This is a genomic window from Algoriphagus sp. NBT04N3, assembly GCF_019443765.1.
In the GTDB taxonomy this organism is placed as follows: Bacteria; Bacteroidota; Bacteroidia; order Cytophagales; family Cyclobacteriaceae; genus Algoriphagus; species Algoriphagus ornithinivorans.
In genome coordinates, this window is sequence record NZ_CP048415.1 from 1,183,322 (window position 1) to 1,203,480 (window position 20,159).

General features: G+C 41.2%; 18 protein-coding genes. 5 read left to right on the top strand and 13 right to left on the bottom strand.

The window, feature by feature from the left end; all coding sequences use genetic code 11:
• The first annotated feature begins 1,206 nt into the window (after positions 1–1,206).
• A complete protein-coding gene (locus GYM62_RS21130) occupies positions 1,207–1,506 on the top strand; it encodes a reverse transcriptase domain-containing protein (RefSeq protein ID WP_370627670.1) in 300 nt (99 codons plus the stop codon).
• A 62-nt stretch (positions 1,507–1,568) separates the two neighbouring features.
• Entirely contained in the window at positions 1,569–2,219 is a 651-nt protein-coding gene (locus GYM62_RS05080; protein ID WP_219958585.1) for a group II intron maturase-specific domain-containing protein, read from the top strand.
• Between the two features lie 1,065 nt (positions 2,220–3,284).
• Here GYM62_RS05080 and GYM62_RS05085 read toward each other — a convergent pair.
• The 11 genes from GYM62_RS05085 to GYM62_RS05135 form a co-directional block, all read right to left on the bottom strand.
• Positions 3,285–3,833, bottom strand: coding sequence for a GNAT family N-acetyltransferase (locus tag GYM62_RS05085; protein ID WP_219958586.1), 549 nt, complete (start codon positions 3,831–3,833; stop codon positions 3,285–3,287).
• Between the two features lie 156 nt (positions 3,834–3,989).
• Positions 3,990–4,952: a transketolase family protein gene (locus GYM62_RS05090; RefSeq protein ID WP_219958587.1), complete on the bottom strand. Its 963-nt coding sequence runs from the start codon at positions 4,950–4,952 to the stop codon at positions 3,990–3,992.
• Between the two features lie 22 nt (positions 4,953–4,974).
• On the bottom strand, positions 4,975–5,826 hold the full coding sequence (locus tag GYM62_RS05095) for a transketolase (protein WP_144604742.1): 852 nt from the start codon (positions 5,824–5,826) through the stop codon (positions 4,975–4,977).
• A 9-nt stretch (positions 5,827–5,835) separates the two neighbouring features.
• Positions 5,836–6,285: a thioredoxin-dependent thiol peroxidase gene (gene bcp, locus GYM62_RS05100; protein ID WP_219958588.1), complete on the bottom strand. Its 450-nt coding sequence runs from the start codon at positions 6,283–6,285 to the stop codon at positions 5,836–5,838.
• Between the two features lie 28 nt (positions 6,286–6,313).
• Positions 6,314–8,188 (bottom strand): M23 family metallopeptidase, encoded by a 1,875-nt coding sequence (locus tag GYM62_RS05105; protein WP_219958589.1) that lies wholly within the window; start codon positions 8,186–8,188, stop codon positions 6,314–6,316.
• On the bottom strand, positions 8,175–8,786 hold the full coding sequence (locus GYM62_RS05110; RefSeq protein ID WP_219958590.1) for a fumarylacetoacetate hydrolase family protein: 612 nt from the start codon (positions 8,784–8,786) through the stop codon (positions 8,175–8,177). Before GYM62_RS05110 ends, GYM62_RS05105 begins: the two co-directional genes overlap by 14 nt.
• Before the next feature lie 134 nt (positions 8,787–8,920).
• The gene (locus GYM62_RS05115; protein WP_255590565.1) at positions 8,921–9,760 is read right to left on the bottom strand and encodes an SGNH/GDSL hydrolase family protein; all 840 of its coding nucleotides are present in this window, start codon (positions 9,758–9,760) and stop codon (positions 8,921–8,923) included.
• Positions 9,760–10,803, bottom strand: coding sequence for an LD-carboxypeptidase (locus tag GYM62_RS05120; RefSeq protein WP_219958591.1), 1,044 nt, complete (start codon positions 10,801–10,803; stop codon positions 9,760–9,762). Before GYM62_RS05120 ends, GYM62_RS05115 begins: the two co-directional genes overlap by 1 nt.
• A 30-nt stretch (positions 10,804–10,833) precedes the next feature.
• Complete coding sequence (locus tag GYM62_RS05125; RefSeq protein ID WP_219958592.1) at positions 10,834–12,138, bottom strand: D-alanyl-D-alanine carboxypeptidase/D-alanyl-D-alanine-endopeptidase; 1,305 nt, start codon at positions 12,136–12,138, stop codon at positions 10,834–10,836.
• Positions 12,116–12,511, bottom strand: a complete 396-nt coding sequence (locus GYM62_RS05130) for a DUF423 domain-containing protein (RefSeq protein ID WP_219958593.1) — start codon at positions 12,509–12,511, stop codon at positions 12,116–12,118. Before GYM62_RS05130 ends, GYM62_RS05125 begins: the two co-directional genes overlap by 23 nt.
• A 10-nt stretch (positions 12,512–12,521) precedes the next feature.
• On the bottom strand, positions 12,522–13,193 hold the full coding sequence (locus tag GYM62_RS05135) for a YggS family pyridoxal phosphate-dependent enzyme (protein WP_219958594.1): 672 nt from the start codon (positions 13,191–13,193) through the stop codon (positions 12,522–12,524).
• Between the two features lie 48 nt (positions 13,194–13,241).
• On the opposite strand from GYM62_RS05135, the gene GYM62_RS05140 reads away from it, so the two are divergent.
• Positions 13,242–14,792 carry a GH3 auxin-responsive promoter family protein gene (locus tag GYM62_RS05140; protein ID WP_219958595.1) on the top strand — a complete coding sequence of 517 codons (1,551 nt, stop codon included), beginning with the start codon at positions 13,242–13,244 and terminating at the stop codon, positions 14,790–14,792.
• A complete protein-coding gene (locus GYM62_RS05145; RefSeq protein ID WP_219958596.1) occupies positions 14,789–15,409 on the top strand; it encodes a LysE family translocator in 621 nt (206 codons plus the stop codon). The genes GYM62_RS05140 and GYM62_RS05145 overlap by 4 nt, the downstream gene beginning before the upstream one ends.
• Before the next feature lie 53 nt (positions 15,410–15,462).
• On the opposite strand, the gene ald is transcribed toward GYM62_RS05145, so the two are convergent.
• The gene (gene ald, locus GYM62_RS05150; RefSeq protein WP_219958597.1) at positions 15,463–16,581 is read right to left on the bottom strand and encodes an alanine dehydrogenase; all 1,119 of its coding nucleotides are present in this window, start codon (positions 16,579–16,581) and stop codon (positions 15,463–15,465) included.
• Between the two features lie 429 nt (positions 16,582–17,010).
• Here ald and GYM62_RS05155 point away from each other — a divergent pair, with 429 nt between their 5' ends.
• Entirely contained in the window at positions 17,011–19,425 is a 2,415-nt protein-coding gene (locus GYM62_RS05155) for a thiamine pyrophosphate-dependent enzyme (protein ID WP_219958598.1), read from the top strand.
• 53 nt (positions 19,426–19,478) lie between these two features.
• On the opposite strand, the gene GYM62_RS05160 is transcribed toward GYM62_RS05155, so the two are convergent.
• Entirely contained in the window at positions 19,479–20,156 is a 678-nt protein-coding gene (locus GYM62_RS05160) for a hypothetical protein (protein WP_144604768.1), read from the bottom strand.
• Between the last annotated feature and the right edge of the window lie 3 nt (positions 20,157–20,159).

The following is a 20,159-nucleotide window of genomic DNA, read 5'->3' on the forward strand; positions in this document are numbered from 1 at the left end:
GTTAGATAATATAATAGAGTGATTCAGAGCCCTGAAGGGGCGACCTGTTTTTTTGCTGATTGGCACCGTGATTATTTATTCAAATCAATTTATTATCGACCCCAAATGGGGTCAAACCTTTCAATAACCGCGGGTGAACCAAAGGTGCAACCCGTGGATAAAATGATCCAGTGCCAATGGTTTTCCCGACCCCGAAGTGGGTCGAACTTTATTTTGATCTTTTTTTTCCTTCACAGAAGTTCAACCCCGTTCGGGGTTGTTGTCCACCATGGTATCTGGGTCGATCAAACCCCCGGTTCCACCGGGGGCTATTCAAAAGTTTGACCACTTTGTGGTCATGATTCCACAATTGATGATCAAGAAAATTTACCGACCCTGAAAGGGTCCAACCTCTGAAGTGTGCCGGGCATGGCACTATACTATAGGGTGCGCTATCTCAACGGAGAGAGCAAGTCCCGAGGGGGCCATCTGACGGGAACCCCATAGCCAAAGCCAAGGGTGTTCCGGGCGACCGGAAATCTGAAGGAAGGCAGCGGCAAAATCCAGATGTGGACGAACAGAAACCGGATAGTAGGCTTGCAGACTTGGGGAAGTGCGCTTTGAAGCATCTAATCCCAACAGTCAGACGGAAGGTCTGTGAGTAAATCGGGCTGCATCGGAAGAAAGTATAGTGTCTTACCCCGGGAGATCTGTGGCAGGGGCAATTGCCGGAGGTACGAGCGAGTGCTGAAGGAATCCAAGCCGACAGAAGTCAGCAGAAGGCGTAGTACTGATATAAACAGGAAGGCCCGAATTTTCTAAACAAGGAAGCGAACTTAAAGTGAGTAAAAAGAACGAACCATCGAAAACAAGCGCAAATGCCGTACAGACCGAACTGTTCACCGGCAGGCTTGACTCTGGTCTTCCAAAGGGAGGCGGAACTTCCCGAAGGGATCAGAGGATGGAGTTATTTTCTCGACTGGAAGAGCAGCGTACCTTTACCAAGAGTACAATGGACAGCGTGAGCGACACCCTCCATCTACTTCATGCTTTCAAAAGAGTCAGGGAGAATGGAGGCTCAGCGGGTATCGACGGAGTTACGCCGAACGATTATGCGCAGAACCTTGCATTGAGGATCAATTCCCTCCAGCAGCGGCTAGACTCAGGTACCTATGAACCGAGTGCGGTCAGGGGAGTTGAGATTGAGAAGCCAACGGGGGAACACGGCTGTTGGGAATCCCCACGGTAGAGGACAGAATAGTGCAGCAGAGCATTCAGAATGAGCTACAGCGAATATTCGATCCCTACTTCAGCGAAAACAGCTTTGGATTCCGTCCGGGCCGTTCAGCACATCAGGCGATAGAGCGGGCCAGTGACTATGTTAAAGAGGGTAAGATATGGGTGGTGGACATTGATCTAAAAAGTTTCTTTGACCAGATCAACCATGACAGGCTCATGAATAGGCTTAGGAACAGTATATCTGACAAGAGACTGCTGAAGCTGATACACAAGTTCCTGCGGGCCTGATGAAGGGCGGCTTGAAACCCAACGAATGTCGGGTACTCCACAGGAGGCCCCTTATCACCCCTTTGTCAAACATAGTATTAGATGAACTGGATAAAGAGCTTGAAGCAAGAGGTCTGAGCTTTGTCCGATATGCAGACGACTGCAATATCTTGGTCAGCAGCGAGCGATCGGCTCACCGGGTTTTCGAATCGATGGTTGCATTTATCGAGGGTAAGCTCAAACTGAAGGTAAATCTTGAAAAGAGTGGTGTCAGGCGATGCGATGAGGTCAAGTTCCTAGGCCATACGGTTATGGGTGATGGCAAAATCCGTATAGCCGACAAAAGCATCGAGAGATTCAAGAAAAAGATCAGAGAGGTGACCAAACGAAATCGGGCCATTCCATTGGGAAGGCTGATATCGGAAACCAATCTGATCATTCAGGGCTGGGCAACCTATTTTCGCAAATGCAACACATGGCTGAGCGGACTTAAGGAGATGGATGGGTGGATACGCAACCGAATCAGGTGCTATGCCCTGAAATCCCACGGGCGCAGATATCCGACATACTGTTTTCTGAGGTCTTTGGGAGTGGAGACGAAACGGTCATGGAATGCAGTGAAATTCCACGGTTGGTGGTCTATGGCAAATCTTAACTATGTCCGCAATGGAATGGGCCTTGCTTGGTTTGCAGGATTGGGCTTAAGATCACTGGTCGTTGTACAGAAAGGTTGAAACTTTAGAAGAAACCGCCGCGGTACGTTAAAGCGTATGCCAGGTGGTGTGGGGGGGACGGCGGCTCGACCGCCTACCCATCCCGATTAACCGCGGGTGAACCAAAGGTGCAACCCGTGGATAAAATGATCCAGTGCCAATGGTTTTCCCGACCCCGAAGTGGGTCGAACTTTATTTTGATCTTTTTTTCCTTCACAGAAGTTCAACCCCGTTCGGGGTTGTTTCCCACCATGGTTTGTTATGTTACCATTTCCCTAGGTTGCACCTAGGGCTATTGAGATGTTCGATCCTTTCAGGATCTTTTACTTTCCCATAATGTGTTCCAAATAATGACCCCTGATAAGGGGTCAAACCTCTCAATAACCGCGGGTGAACCAAAGGTGAAACCCGTGGATAAAATGATCCAGTGCCAATGGTTTTCCCGACCCCGAAGTGGGTCGAACTTTATTTTGATCATTTTTTTCCTTCACAGAAGTTCAACCCCGTTCGGGGTTGGTAATCAATATTGTATGAAATTCTATCAAACCCCCGGTTTCACCGGGGGCTATTAAAATGTTCAACCACTTCGTGGTTTTTTTCCAAATTGATATTTTACAATTTTAGACCCCTGTTAAGTAGTTTAACCTTTGAATAAATATGGGTTAAGCCCATGGAAAGTGTGAAGGCTGTATAAAGAACTTCTAGACCATGAATGCCTTGCTGCTACAGGACGTGCCTTTGGCACTTTTGGTATACTATTTCAGAATTTATGAATACCTCATAATTTATTAAGGAAGAAGGTTATGGATGCATAGCCCAGCCCTGGAGGGGCGTTTTGTATTAGCACCAAATTCGATTTGGGGCTTAGATAATATAATAGAGTGATTCAGAGCCCTGAAGGGGCGACCTGTTTTTTTACTGATTGGCACCGTGATCATTTATTCAAATCAATGTATTTCCGACCTCGAAGCGGGTCGAACTCTTTTTTGCTGTCACAGGACGTGCCTTCGGCACCTTCACTTCGGTCTCCCGTCTTCCATCTTTTTGCCCCAAATCAAAGGTTTTTGACTGCAGAAATCATTGAGGTTATTCAAATTTATTTAATTCCTTTTTCATGATCTGAATTTGTCTGAACTCATCCTTCAATTTTTCAAAGTCGAGGCTATATTCGTAGATTTTTTGATATCCTGATTTTTCATAAAATCTTTTCGCCTGATGTTTGGAAACCATTGCCTCCAACCAAATAGCATCTAGTTTCTGCTCTTTGGCTATATTTTCTAAGTATTTCATCAATTGAGCGGCGATTCCCTGACCATGAGTAATTCGGTCCAGATAAAGTCTATGGAGCTTCATAGCATTTGGAATTTCCACTTCTCTGGGAGAAAAAGGAAAATCATATTTAAATATTCCTACCTTCTGCTCGTTCCACTCCACAAAAAAATAATGAGTTCGACTGCGTGAAATCTCCTTGGATAAATTTTCTCTATTATAAATCAACTCTAAATACCAATCGCCGGTATCCTGCCAGAAATCCGAATAAGCCTCCTTATAAATTTTATGCATGAGTTGATGAAGCAATTCAAAGTCTTGCTCTCGTATGGGAATTAACTTGAGGCTATCCGTTAATTTTATCATGGGGTTAAAATTAAAAAAAAGGCCATTTCAAAAGCAATCGCATATCAGCCTAAGCGTAGTCGAAGACCATTTCAATCTTTCTGGCCTACATTTCGACTTCGCTCAATGTGACAAATGCATTACTAATGAAACAGCCTTTTAGATATTTTTAGGCTCTTATTTCCGCTTCAAGGCCTTCTTAGCAGCTTTCACAATATTCGCAGCATTGAGACCATATTTCTCGAGAAGGGCAGTGGGAGTTCCTGACTCTCCGAAACTGTCATTGACACCCACATATTCCAAGGGAGCTGGATTGTTTCTAGCTAAGGTCTGAGCCACTGCATCACCCAATCCCCCATTGATCTGATGCTCTTCTGCCGTAACAGCACATCCGGTCTTCTTGACAGATTCCAAAATAGCCTCTTCATCCAAAGGTTTGATCGTGTGGATATTGATTACTTCAGCAGAAATACCTTCTTCTCTTAGCATAGCCTCAGCAACATTCGCTTCCCAAACCATGTGGCCTGTTGCAAAGATGGTTACATCTTTTCCGTCGATCATTTTCCAAGCCTTTCCGATTTCGAATTTTTGATCAGCAGGTGTGAAAATAGGCCAACTTGGGCGTCCAAATCTTAGGTAAACAGGACCCTCATACTCCGCAATCGCCAAAGTGGCAGCCTTGGTTTGGTTGTAATCACAAGGATTGATCACAGTCATATGGGGAAGCATTTTCATCATTCCCAAATCCTCCAGAATCTGGTGAGTTGCACCATCTTCACCTAAAGTCAAACCGGCATGAGAAGCGCATATTTTGACGTTTTTATTCGAATAAGCAACGGATTGTCTGATTTGATCATAAACCCTGCCCGTTGCAAAATTTGCAAAGGTTCCCGCAAAAGGTATTTTGCCTCCTGTGGCCAAACCGGCAGAAATGCCTATCATGTTTGCCTCAGCAATTCCTGTTTGGAAAAAGCGCTCAGGAAATTCCTTTTGAAAAGCTCCCATTTTCAGAGAACCAATCAGATCCGCACAAAGGCCAACTACATTTGGATTTTTTCTTCCTGCCTCCAGAAATCCGTCACCAAATCCTGAACGCGTGTCTTTTTTCTCAGTATATGTAAATTTTAAGTCTAAGCTCATGATTTTCTTTGTGTTGGGTAGATTAATAATCGCCTAAGGTTTCCTCTAATTGTCCTAAGGCATCGGCTAATTGCTCGTCACTAGGAGGGGAGCCATGCCACTTGTGAGTTCCGACCATAAAGTCAACCCCATAGCCCATTTCTGTATACAAGAGGTTCATTACAGGCTTACCTTTTCCTGTCAAGGACTTGGCTTTTTCCAATCCCTCAAGTACGGAGCTTAGATCATTTCCTTTTTTGGTTTCGATTACTTCCCAACCAAAAGCTTCCCATTTGGCCTTGAGATTTTTTAGATCCATCACTTCTGTAGTTGGACCGTCGATCTGTTGACCATTATAATCTACCGTGGCAATCAAATTATCCACTCCAAAATGAGCAGCATACATGGCAGCTTCCCATACCTGACCTTCTTGCAATTCTCCATCACCCATTAGGATATAAACCAGGTGATCATCTTTGTCCAGTTTTTTGGCCTGAGCAACGCCAAGTGCTACGGATAGGCCTTGCCCCAGGGAACCTGATGCTACCCGAATACCGGGAAGGTGTTCGTGGGTTGCTGGGTGTCCCTGCAGTCTGGAATTGATTTTTCTGAAGGTTTTGAGTTCTTCAACAGGAAAATAACCGCTTCTCGCTAAGACTGAATACCAGCCTGCGGAGAGGTGACCATTGGAAAGGAAGAAAATATCCTCACCTTTTCCATCCATTTTAAAGTCAGGATTGTGTCTCAACTGATCAAAATACAAGGCCACAAAGAATTCTGCGCAGCCAAGTGGAGCTCCGGGATGTCCGGATTGCACAGCATGCACCATTCTCAGTACATCTCTTCTGAGTTGAGTACAGATTTTTTGGAGTTGTTCGATAGATTGTTTTTCCATTACGGAGGTTTATTTTAGGATTTGAGCAGTGTGTTCTTTGGTTTTTACTTTTTCTATAATCTCCTCTATTTTCCCCTCTTCATCAATTACAAAAGTGGTTCTTGCAGTCCCCATATACTTTCTTCCATACATGGATTTTTCCACCCAAGTGCCATAGAGCTCGTGAACTTTTTTATCCTCATCTGCAATCAAAGAGAATGGAAGCTCCTGCTTGTCTATAAACTTTTGGTGGGATTTTTCAGAATCGGAACTGATACCCAAAACTACATACCCGGCTTTTTGCAGGGCTTCATAATTATCTCTGAGGTTACAAGCCTGAGCAGTACAGCCGGGAGTATTGTCTTTAGGATAAAAATATAGGATTACTTTTTTCCCTTTAAAATCAGAGAGTTTGATGGTTTCTCCCGTTTCAATTTTTGCTTCAAAATCTGGTGCCTTTTGGCCTACTTCTAATGACATACGTTTAATTTTTTTAATAAAACATGAATTAAGCGATGGTTCCTTTCCATTCGGCTACATTACCAGCCATGTCAGTTACCCTAAGAATAACAGGTCCGCGGAAGGGATGTTTATCCAGTTTTTCTGACCAGATCAATGCCTGCTTATGCTCATACCGCATCAACACCCATTTCCCATCTACTTTTGCTTCGAAACTCTGAATTCCGGATAAATCATCCCGAATGGAAAAGCGGATTTCTGTGGAATTTACTCTCACAGGAGTTATGCTGGGAGCCTTGATGTCTTCAGCAAGCATAAAAGTACCAAAATTTCTGGTTTTAAAGCGGATTGCTCCGTCTTCCCAAGTTCCTCCTACAAAAGATTTACTGCCTCTGCTATTGACTTGGTATACATGAGTTCTGGATTTATTCAAATTTCCTGGACTGGTGTTCCAGAGCACTTCCATGGAATTCCATAAATATTCCGAAGGATCATTGATTTGTAATCTTGCAGCGCTACCGGTTCCACTTTCCTGAATTCTTAGATATAGGTCATCTAATAGGGTATTTTTATCAAATTTGATTTGAACATCTCTTTGCGCAAAAAGCTTTTCTTCTCCAGCAGGAATGGCTGCTTTGAGTGGGGTGCTGATTACTTCTGAGCAAAGATCAATTTCTTCTGGAATTCCAAATTGCATATCCCATAAATAAGTCCGGCTATTTGCATCTTGATAGGCAGGCAGCATTTCAAAAGTCCGGGTACCCACGTAAAATTTAGCCAAGCCTCCGAGTTTGGATACTGGAGCCTTAATTTTAAGAATATTTCCGATATAATCCACTTGAGCTTTACTAGGAGTGGCTCCATCTGCGACTACAAATTCCTGATCCTTTCCCTGCAATGAGAATTGAATTTTTTGAGTATTTCCCAAAGCATCGATCAGGCGCAATTCATAAATTTTTCTTTTTCCCGGCTCCAATTCCAAATGTCCTATCCCAGCCTGATGAGGTCTGAGATATTCAAATTTCAGGTTGGGTTGATAGTAGAGCTTCGAAAATCTGTTTTGGTGCGTATGCAGCAAAAACTGTCGGGTATAATTGAAGTCGACTTTATCGATTGTTAATTGGTATAGTAGGGAGTCGTTTTCCCGAATTTCAAAATAAGGAAAGCCATTCCTGTTGCTTGCACCGTCCAGTTGGTCGAAGCCCTGCACTTCAATGCCTACTTTTCCGGTGATTTGAATGGTTTGAGGTATTTTGTATACGCCACCACTAGCAGTAGGAGTGAACTCCATTCGCTCGAATTTTCCATTAATTCTGGAGTCAATTTGAAGGGGGACAAGTGCTAATTTCTGTGGAGTAGGAGCTATGTTGTCAAGGATTTCCGGAAAACCAAAAAGAAGCGGATCCATAGCCCTGTCCAGACTGTCTCTAATTTCAAAATGTAAATGAGGACCACCTGAACTCCCAGTGTTTCCTCCATCAGCTATGCGTTCTCCTTTTTTGAAACTCAGTTCTCCTGGGGTAGGGTATAACTCCAACTCATTGACTTGGGCTTCGTACATGCGTTCTATCATGTACTGATGAAGCTTGGGATTAAAATTTCTCAAATGCCCATAAAGGGTTATGTGCCCCGTTGGATGCTTTAGATAGATGACATTTCCATAGCCGTAGGTGGAGATTTTGATTCGGTGAACCCAGCCATCTGCAGCTGCATAAATGGGTTCTCCTTCCACGCCTCCAAACTTATAATCTAGCCCAGTATGGAAATGGTTGGGTCTTAATTCAGAGAAATTTCCGGACAAATAATTCCTTCCTCCAGGTTTGACAGGTGATCGAAAGTAATCCCGAATGACTCCCTGAGAGAATGAATTTTGACCAAGAAAAAGAAATAAAATGAATACGGGTAGTAGTTTACTTAACTTCAAAATCAAGCATTTTTTGGGTTCCAATGAATCCTTCCAGTCGATCTCCAATTTTGACAGGACCTACTCCTGCCGGAGTTCCTGTATAAATCAAATCGCCTTTCTTCAACGTGAAAAATTGGGAAACGTATTCAATGATGGTGTCAAAATTAAATAGCATCAAGCTGGTATTACCTTGTTGTTTTATCTCCCCGTTGATAGAGAGATGAAAGTCAATGGATTGTAAGTTTTCAATCTCTGAAACAGGGATAAAATCACCAATAGGAGCTGAGCCGTTGAAGGCTTTTGCTATTTCCCATGGCAAACCTTTGGCCTTGCATTGATCTTGAAGATCACGGGCCGTAAAATCAATTCCCAACCCTATTTCCTCATAATACCTATGAGCAAATTTCTTTTGAATATACTTCCCCTCTTTATTGATTTTTAATACCAATTCAGCTTCATGATGAATGTTTTTTGAAAAATCAGGATAGTAAAAAGCTGCCCCATTTTTCAATAAAGCTGTATCTGGTTTCAAAAAAACTACCGGATTTCCGGGTGTTTCATTTTTTAATTCTTCAATATGAGCCGCATAATTACGGCCAATGCAGATAATTTTCATAAAGGCTAAATGCTTAATAGTCTGAGTGCATAAAATTAAGCTTTTGAAATCCTTTTAAATAAGGTTTTCAAATCTTTGTGATCAATGGAATAATTGATCTTTCACACTTCTAATTGAATGAATAGGTAAAAGAATTAGGGTTTGATATCAATCGTTTTCACATGATTGAAAATCTTTTCTGCCCATGATTCATAGACTAGTCCACTTGGGTGCAATTGATCTGCTACCACCATTTCCGGGAGGGTACCAATTTGCCTATATTCAGTGGTGATATCTATAAATTTAACACCCAATTTCCCGCAAACGCTTTTTTTGGCCTGATTGTAGGCATCGATTTCAGCAGCAACTTCCTGCTTGTCAGTGGATCTTTTATCAGCAAAAGGAGTGACTCCCCAATCGGGGATAGACACGACCACAACTCGGTTTGGTCTATTTCCTGCAAATCCAATAGCTCTTAAAAGCATTAATTCAAAGTCAACCCGATAATCGTCTACGGATCGTCCTCGGTATTGATTATTTACTCCGATTAATAAGGTGACTAAATCATAGGGAGTGCCTGTTGGAGCAGCTTCATTGATTCCTTTATCCAATTCGTCAACAGTCCATCCGGTTTTGGCAATGATCTCAGGTTTGCCCCACTTGAGTTCGGTCTGAGTATTTAATTTTTCAACCAGAATGTTGGGGTAGCGATCCTTTTCAGATACTCCCTCTCCAATCGTATAACTGTCTCCTAAAGCAAGGTAGGTTAAAGGTTGATCTTTCACGGTGGTTAAATTTTGAGGAAGCTCTATGCTCGCTGTGTTGCAAGCCAAAAGAACTGATATAAAAATAAATAAACTATACATTTTCATCTGTTTATATTTTTTTTCAAAGGTCAGTACCTGTCCCGAAAATCGGGATGGAATCTTCGCATTGATTCCCCGATACATCGGGGCGTTTCTCTGTGTGTCACTTTGGGTCGTGCTCGATTTCATTAGGATTGAAATACTGGTTTCAGCAATTCTATGGAGCCTTTTGTAGAATCCATTCGGACTTCAGCTCCATTAGGGATGATGAATTGTTTAGAAATATGGCCAATCATTGCACCGGAATAAGCTGGAATGTTGAGAGGCAAAATATAATCGTCCAATACCTGGTCTATTGATAAAGAACCATATCCACCTCCCGGCTCACAGTCACTGCACTGACCAAAAATAAACCCTTTAATCTGGTCTAATGTTCCGTTGAGTTTCAAAGTACTCAACATTCTATCCACCTTATAAGGATCTTCTCCAATATCTTCTGTGTATAGAATGGCATCTTTGAAATCTGGATAATAAGGAGTGCCACTCAGCGCGGTCAAAACTGTTAGGTTTCCACCCAAAATTTTCCCCTCTGCAGTTCCTGCTTTGAGAGTTTGAATTCTGTTGTTTTTGATGACCAAATCGTCCCCTTTGACTTGTTCATTTTTATATTGAACCAGTTTTTTCTCAAAAAATAGCTGATTGAAAGCTTGAACATTGAAACTGTTCCAACTGCCGGTTCCATTGGGGCCATGAAAAGATATCAGGCCTGTTTGGGAATGAATAGCACAGTGAAGAGCGGTAATATCCGAATAGCCCATCAATGGTTTGGGATTATTTTTGATCAATTCATAATTGATCAATGGTAAAATCCGTGCGGCACCCGAACCTCCTCGAATACAAATGATTGCTTTGACAGTCGGGTCAGCAAACATTTGGTTTAAATCAGATGCTCTTTCCTGATCGGTGCCAGCCAAATGACCTCTTCTGTTTTTTAAATTTTCTCCGAGCTTAACTTGGAAACCAAGCGCCTCCAAAGCTTCTTTTGCGAAGGTAAATTGCATCCTATCGGCAGTAGCAGCTGAGGGACTTATTAGCCCGACCACATCTCCTTTTTTGATGGGTAATGGGAGTAAAGTACTTGGATTACTTTCAGAAGAAATGGAATTGAATCCGAAGAAAGGACTGGCTCCGGCCAAGACACCGAGTGATTTGAGAAAAGTGCGTTTATTCATCCAATGAAGATTTTTGTGAATTTAATTCAATTACAATATATCCCTGGTCATTATCAGCACCTTTTCCATTTCTCTTCTTATCTCAGAAGCTTTCCAGGGATAGTTGGAATTCATAAAAGCAAAACAATATTGCTTTCCCGACTTAGTTCTGATTAATCCAACCAGGCTGTGATTATTACTCATAGTGCCAGTCTTTGCAAAAATATAAGGTTGGGCAGCCTGATAGTTATTTTTGATCGTTCCGGATTTACCGCCGGTCGGAAGAAGCTCAAATAGCATTTGATCAGGGACTACTCTATAGAGTTTTTCAAAGAGCCCAACCATTGTTCTGGGGGTAAATAAATTGTACCTGCTCAAACCACTTCCGTCCACCCAGATCGGTTGATCGGGTAAATCCGATAAATAGGTTTTAATAATGTATTCTATCGCCCTTTCAGAATTTAATTCACCAAAAAGCCGATCTGAAATCATCAATAATAATTGCTCTGCTAAAAAATTGTCCGATTCCAGCATCATTTCTTTTAAAATCGGGAATAAAGGTGCTCCTCTCCAGAGCTTATGGTTTTCAGGCAGCTTTTCTGCCTTGTAAATCCAATTCTTCCCAGTTTCATTTTTTGCAAACTCTGTCAAGAGCTGTGGGGAAGTAATGAATGGTAGAAAGTCCTCTCTTCCTCTGTAAGAATCGGGGTTATAGTAAAAAGTATTGGAATGGAAGTCTCTTTCCATGTCCTTTGTTTCCTTTTCATTGGTACGGATCGATGACTGAAATTTTGCTGGAAAGACTTTAGGGTTGACTCTTCCTGCAAATACTTGCATTACATTCCCATAGATAGGAAGCGAAGATCTTTCAGCTGCATAATAATATAAGTAATCATCCCATTGCCATCCGGCTCCGAAAGGGGTGGATTTAAGGTTGGTATCGGAAAATTGAATAACTGAATAAGGCCTGAAAAAATCTTGAAATTTTGGTTGGGGCAATTTTTTATATTTCCAGGAAGGATCTCCAGCTCCCCAAATTTTTAAGGTATCCCCTGATTGGATATATCTTAGGGTTTGGGTGCTATCATTCAAAATTAAGATGCTAGAAAACAAGGTAAATAGCTTTGTGACTGAGGCAGGAGTAAATCTCATCTGAGAGTTTTTCTCATATAAAACCCGCTGGGAATCCAGATCATAAAGCATGAAACCTGTCAAATGACCTGAAAAAAAGCTCCCTTCTCCTAAGGCATTTTCCATTTGTATATACTGATCTCTTGTCAACTGAGCCTGAGCCTGTTGAAAGACGATCAAAAATAGAAAAATAGTAATAACTCTAATCTGCAAGAATTTGGTCATTGCGAAGTGCTGAGTAAAATAATCCAAGCCAACCCATGATAAAACCTACTCCACCTAATGGAGTAATGGCTCCCCACCAGGTATCCCCAGACAGGGAAAGAATATAAAGAGATCCTGAAAAGACGACTATTCCGAAAATCATACTCCAAGAAGCAAAAACCAAACTTTTCCAATTGGGTTTGATCAATTTGATGATACCGATTAAGGCAATAGCCAATGTATGGTAAAAGTGATATTTCACCGCAGTTTCAAAGGTGTCGGCTCTTCCTGTTGCAGCCAGTGTATCTGCCAATCCATGTGCCCCAAATGCTCCTAAGCCTACCGCAATGGCCCCTGATAGCCCAGCTAGCATGATCAATTGTTTTCCGTTCATTAGCTCTTGATTAATAATTTCTTGCTCCAAAAATTGCAGACCCTATCCTGACCATGGTGCTGCCTTCTTCCTGCGCGATCAAATAGTCACCACTCATGCCCATAGATAAAATTTCCATTTTCATGAAGTCGGGAAGGGGATTGGTTTTAAGTTCTTCGAAGTGATTTTTCAAACCCTGAAATTCTCTTCTGATTTGTTCTTCATTTTCGGTGAAGGTAGCCATTCCCATCAGTCCCTTGATTGCTACGTGAGTAAGTTCAGTAAAGTCCGGGTCTGCCAGCATTTCGTCCATTTCTTTTCTATCGAAGCCGAACTTACTGTCTTCTTCAGCGATATGCATCTGCAATAAAACAGGAATCTTTCTATCAATCTTTTTCCCTTGCTTATTGATTTCTTTTAAAAGCTTGAAGGAGTCGACCCCATGAATCAAATACACGTAAGGTGCAATGTATTTGACCTTATTTCTCTGCAAATGCCCGATCATATGCCATCGGATATCTTCAGGGAGTTGAGGTTGCTTCTCCTGAAGCTCTTGAACTTTGTTTTCCCCAAAATCCCTAATACCGGCCTCATAAGCCTCTTTGAGGTCAGATATAGGCTTGGTTTTGCTTACTGCCACGAGTACGCAATCGGGATTTTTAAAGGTTTTTTTTACGCTTTCAAGATTTGCTTTGATATCCATTTTCTATTTTTAAGCTCTTAAATTTTTGAAAAAGGCCAAGACAAAGATATGGCGATCATCAGTACTTTACTAAAGAAAGGCATTCGCTTGAGAGAAAGTTTAGAGCAAGAGTACTCTCAACCTATAGAATTGCAAAAACAGGCTTTGAAAAAACTGCTCATAGCCTCAAATAGAACTGCCATTGGAGAAAAATATGATTTTCCGGGAATTTTAAAATCTTTCAAAGGAGGAAATGATCAGTTTTATGAAAAATTCAAAAACTCAGTTCCGATTTATGATTACGACAAAATCTATGAAGAATGGTGGCATAGATTACTCAATGGGGAAAGAGATATCACCTGGCCGGGAAAAGTAAAGCATTTCGCCTTGAGTTCAGGAACATCGGGAGCCACCTCGAAATATATTCCAATCACCAAGGATATGGTAAAGGCTATCCGAAGAACAGGAGTGAGACAGATTTTAAGTCTTTCGAAATATGACTTGCCTAAATCACTCTTTACCAAAGGTATCTTGATGTTGGGAGGAAGTACCGATTTGGAATTTAATGGCACCTATTTTTCTGGTGATCTAAGTGGAATCACTGCTGGAAAGTTGCCTATTTGGTTTCAGCGTTTTTACAAACCTGGGAAAAAAATATCCAGAAATAAGAATTGGGGAGACAAGCTGGATCAAATAGTCGAAAAAGCACCTAAATGGGATATTGGGATTATTGTGGGTGTTCCGGCATGGTTGCAGATCTTATTGGAGAAAATCATAGAAAGATATCAAGTGGCCCATATTCATGAGATTTGGCCCAACCTTCAGATTTTTGTTCATGGAGGGGTTTCGTTCGAACCCTATAAAAAAGGCTTTGAAAAGCTATTGGGAAAGCCGCTTACTTATATAGAAACCTATTTGGCTTCTGAAGGATTTTTGGCCTTTCAGGCTTTACCTGGAAGAAAGTCAATGAGACTGGTCTTGAACAATGGGATTTTTCATGAGTTTGTGCCTTTCAATGACCAAAATTTCGATGAAAACGGCTCCATTCGCCAAGATGCTGTGACATTGAAAATTGATCAGGTTGAGGAAGGAAAAGATTATGCGATACTGATATCAACCTGCGCCGGAGCATGGAGATATTTGATTGGGGATACTATTCGCTTTGTTTCAAAGGAGGAGTCTGAGATCATTATCACTGGCAGGACCAAGCATTTTTTGAGCCTATGCGGAGAGCACCTTTCGGTGGATAATATGAATAAGGCAATAGAACTTGCTTCCAACGAGTTTGATATTACAATCAAAGAATTCACTGTTTTGGGTGAGCCTTATAAAAATTTATTTGCCCACCATTGGTACATCGGGACCAATGATTCAGTGGATGCCCAGCAATTGGGAGAAAGAATTGATGCCCTGCTGAAAGAGCTGAACGACGATTATGCTGTTGAGAGAAGGCACGCTTTAAAAAAGGTGTTTTGTGAGGTTAGACCCAGTTCTGATTTTTATGATTGGATGAGAAGTCAGGGAAAGGAGGGAGGTCAAAATAAATTTCCTCGAGTTCTAAAAGGAGAAAAAGCCGAATCTTGGAAAGAGTTTTTAAATAAGAAAGGAGATAATCTTTGATTGCCGCTCTACTGGAAGGCTTGAGTATGGGGCTTTTACTTTCTGCCCTTATCGGCCCCGTTTTCTTTACGCTGATTCAAAGTAGCTTGGAGTATGGATTTAGATATGCTGCTTTGGCCGCTTTAGGGATATTACTGTCTGACTGTATTTATGTTTTGATTACCTATTTTGGTGTCAGCTATCTTTCTGGAATTGATTATTTTGAATTCGTTTTAGGAGTTTTCGGAGGCCTGATTTTATTTGGTTTTGGGATTAGTAATTTGATCAAAGCCAAAACTTCCCGCCCTAATTCTGGAGGGATCACTCTGCCAATCCAAAAAAAGACGGCTTTTCTGAAGGGTTTTAGCATCAATGGGATTAATCCCTTTGTGCTGTTATTTTGGGTTTCGATAGCCAGCTTAGTGCATTTAAAACCTGACTATGGAAAAGCTGAAGCAGGTATTTATTATTTAGGTATTTTAGGAACCGTTTTTTCTATTGATTTACTTAAGGCTTATGTAGCAAAAAAATTAAGGCCATTAGTAACACCTAGATTGATGAAAATTTTGGGCTTTTTAGTGGGACTTATCATGATAGGATTTGGTACTAGGATGATTTATTGGGCTTTAAACCAATAAAAAATCCCCCAGATTGATTCTGGAGGATTTAAAATTTAAAAGCAGGAATTGAATTAGTCTGCTAGGTATTTTTCAACCATTGCATATGGCATATCGAAAGCATCAGCTACTGCCTTATACACGATTTCACCTTGAATTACATTCAATCCTAATTTCAATTCCGCATTGTCATTACAAGCTTGTTTCCAGCCTTTTTCTGCAAGTTGGATTGCGTAAGGAAGGGTTGCGTTAGTCAATGCCAAAGTAGAAGTGTAAGGTACAGCTCCTGGCATGTTAGCCACACAGTAATGAACCACATCATCAATGATGAAGGTTGGGTTCTCATGTGTAGTCGGCTTGCAGGTCTCAATACAGCCGCCTTGATCCACGGCCACGTCAACTAAAACGGTTCCTGGCTTCATATCTTTCAACATATCTCTGGTGATCAAGTGAGGTGCTTTGGCTCCCGGGATCAACACTGCGCCAACTATCAAATCAGCAGATTTGATCATTTCTCTGATGTTGTATTCATTAGACATCATAGTGTTCACATTGGCAGGCATGACATCATCCAGGTATCTCATTCTTGGAAGAGATACGTCCATGATTGTCACGTCAGCTCCTAAGCCGGCAGCCATCCAGGCAGCTTGGGTTCCTACGATTCCACCACCTAAGATCAAAACTTTAGCAGGCAATACACCTGGCACTCCACCTAAAAGAATTCCTCTTCCTTTCAATGGTTTTTCGAGGTAGTTAGCACCTTTTTGAACAGCCATTCTACCGGCAACTTCAGACATTGGAATCAAGAGTGGAAGGCTTCTGTCAGCTTTCTCTACAGTTTCATATGCCAAACATACCGATTTGTTTTCCACCATAGCCTTGGTTAGTGGTTCGTAAGAAGCAAAGTGGAAATAGGTGAACAACAATTGGTTTTCTCTGATGAGTTTGTATTCAGATTCAATAGGCTCTTTTACCTTCATGATCATTTCTGCGATCTCGTAGGTAGCTTCTATAGTTTGAAGAATTTTTGCGCCTGCATTTTCATATTCTTCATCTGGGAAACCACTACCTTCTCCAGCTGTGTGCTGTACGTATACAGTATGGCCTCTTTTTACCAATTCTTTCGCTCCTGCAGGAGTTAGAGCTACTCGGTTTTCGTTGTTTTTAATTTCCTTTGGAACACCTATTATCATGGCAAGTCTATTTGGATTTAAATATGGCGGCAAAGATAGTAAGCCAGTTTATTCTAATCGCATTTTTAAGAATAGTATTTGGTCTCATTTTGAAAAATCTTGAAAATCAAAAGATTCTTCTAAAAATTGGCTGGAAAATACTGATTATTTCAAAATTTAAATTTTAAAAGTTGAATATTTTGAGAATATAGTATGGATAAAAACCTGATTTGCAAAATAATCTAAACTCTTAGAAATCGAATATTTGATCAGTGTTGATGGTATTGACAGAATAAAATTTGTTTCTGGGCTAATATTTAACCAAAATACCAAATTTTAAACTGAAAATAAGTTCAGCTTAAATTTGTAAAAAAAAATGATTTGGCTATTTTTGATCTGCACTAGAACTGTGCGCACCCAAACCCAAATAACTTTAGATTAAACAAGTCTATGTCAGAATTACAAAAGATAAAAAAAAGTAAGCCTTCCTTTGTCCCGGAGCCTTCAGCTATTTTGGAAGATTTTAGAATAGCGATGATTAGCAGACACGCTTCCCTGATGGGAAGAAAAGAGGTGTTCATGGGAAAAGCGAAGTTTGGTATTTTTGGTGATGGAAAAGAGCTTGCTCAAATTGCAATGGCAAGGGCTTTTCAATTAGGAGATTTTAGATCAGGTTATTACCGTGATCAGACTTTTATGATGGCTTTGGGTGAGTTAAATGTTAAGCAATATTTTGCTCAGCTTTATGCTTACACTAACGTACAGGAGGAGCCGGCAAGTGCAGGTAGATTAATGAATGGTCACTTTGCAACCCGCTCTTTAAATGAGGACGGTTCTTGGAAGGATTTGACTAAAATGAATAATTCGGCAGCTGATATCTCTCCAACAGCTGCTCAGATGCCCAAACTTTTGGGCTTGGCTTATGCTTCAAAGCTTTTCAGAGTCAATAAAGGCATGAAGAAACTAAAGCAATTCTCGGTCAATGGTAACGAGGTTGCTTGGGGTACTATCGGTAATGCTTCTACTTCAGAAGGAATGTTTTTTGAATCTATCAATGCAGCTGGAGTCTTACAAGTGCCGATGGTGATCTCTATTTGGGATGATGAATATGGAATCTCGGTTCCAAAAGAATTTCATACCACCAAAGGAAGTATTTCAGAGGCTTTAGCTGGTTTCCAAAGAACTGAGGAAAAACCTGGTTTCGAAATCATCAAAGTAAAGGGCTGGAATTATGAGGCATTGCTTCAGGCATTTCAAGAAGCTGGAGAATTAGCAAGGACAGAGCATGTTCCCGTTTTAATTCATGTGGAAGAAATGACTCAGCCTCAGGGGCACAGTACTTCTGGTTCACATGAGCGATATAAGTCCAAAGAAAGACTGGACTGGGAAAAAGACTGGGACTGCATTAAAAAGTTTAGAGAGTATATCCTTGAAAATGAATTGGCTACTGCTGATGCTTTGGATAAAATAGAAGCAGAGGCAAAAGCTCATGTTAAAAAAGAGAAAGAAGCGGCTTGGTCTGATTTCAGCGGTGAAATCAAAAAAGAACTAAACGAGGCAGTTGCCCTGATTAAATCAGCAGCTAAAGACAGCACCCGGAAAGTGGTGTTGGATCAGTTGGCCGATGAACTGAAAAAAACAATCAATCCCATTCGGAAAGATGTGGTTTCAACAGTTAGAAAAGCTTTACTGCTTTTAAGATTCGATTCTAATTCTGGAAAGAATGAATTGAAGGCTTGGTACGAAAAGCAAAACGAATTAAACCACGATCGCTATAGCAGCCATCTTTATTCTCAGTCTGAATGGTCTGTATTGAAAATTGATGAAGTTCCTGCTGAATTCAATGAAAAGTCTGCTGTTGTGGATGGACGTGAAGTTTTGCAGGCATTTTTTGACAATAAACTAGAAAATGACCCTCGATTCTTCGCATTTGGAGAGGATGTAGGGAAAATCGGTGATGTTAACCAGGCTTTTGCCGGTCTTCAGGCAAAACACGGAGAGTGGAGAGTCAGTGATACCAGTATTCGTGAATGTACCATTATAGGTCAGGGAATTGGGGCTGCTTTGAGAGGCTTGAGGCCTATTGCTGAAATTCAATATTTGGATTACCTGCTTTATGGACTTCAAATGTTATCTGATGATTTGGCGTCTCTCCAATACAGAACCAAAGGTGGTCAGAAGGCTCCTTTAATCGTGAGAACCCGTGGTCACAGACTGGAAGGAGTATGGCATGCCGGATCTCCTATGGGTATGATTCTTTCTACCTTGCGAGGAATGGTGGTCTGCGTACCGAGAGATATGACTCAGGCTGCTGGTATGTACAATACTTTGCTCAAGTCTGATGAACCGGCTATTGTAGTAGAATGTCTTAATGGCTATAGACTGAAAGAGAGGCTCCCTGAAAATATTGGAGAATTCACAGTTCCTTTGGGTAAACCAGAAATATTAAGAGAAGGTACAGACTTAACAATCGTGACTTACGGTTCCATGTGCAGAATCGTAATGGATGCTGCTCAGGAATTGTCTGAAATAGGAATTGAAGTAGAAGTCATAGATGTACAGACTTTATTGCCATTTGATGTGCATGGCATTATAGGGGAGTCTGTGAAGAAAACGAATAGAGTAATCTTTGCTGATGAAGATGTTCCTGGAGGAGCTTCAGCATTTATGCTGCAGCAAGTGATAGAAGGTCAAAAAGTGTTTAGATATTTGGACTCTGACCCTCAGACATTACCGGCTAAAGCGCATAGACCTGCTTATTCATCAGATGGAGATTATTTCTCCAAACCAAGTATTGAAGACGTGGTGGAGAAGGTTTACAGCATGATGCATGAGGTAAATCCTAAAACCTTCCCTGCGCTGTAATTTGATTAGCATAAAAATAGAAAGGGCGGTGATCATTCACCGCCCTTTTTGCTTTAGGGTGTATTTCTAGTTATCTGCCTGAGTGTTAATTCCGGGCTGGATACTTCATTACTTCGATTCAATTGCCTATCCTGAATTTGAACGTCAATTCTGATAGTGTCATTTCGGAAGATAGCTTCCCAACCTGAGGAAAGCATGGCATACTTGATATTTCCTTCTACTGCCTGCCCTTCTTCTGAAGTTAATATTCTTGGAAATCTTCCATTGAAAGTGGTGAAGAATGGAGGGTCTTGCCATCTAAATTCGGTAAATCTCCCATTTCTTTTGATGAAGAACTTCACAAAAATGTTGTACTGATTGGGGTTCTGTCTCACCCAAATAGTATCATTGACAGTTTGATTATTGACAATGGGGTTGATTACATAATCAATTGGATTGTATGTCGGTGCTGAAGGAGGTCTATTGCTGTATGTAATTAAGTTTCCTGCAGCATCCCTCTGAAAATCAAAGGCATTGAATGGAGGATTGATATCTGTTGCAGATAAACCTAAATCTCCTTCTGCATCTTGAAAATCTATCCCAACAATCAAAGAATCCGGTCCGGCAGTAGGTACGTACTCCAGTGACTCGAAGGTAATGGAAGGGACTGTTGGAAAATTATCCGGTGGATTCACGCATGCTCCCACAAAAAGGACAAGAAAGAATAAGCTGAAATAACTTTTTAAACGCATAAG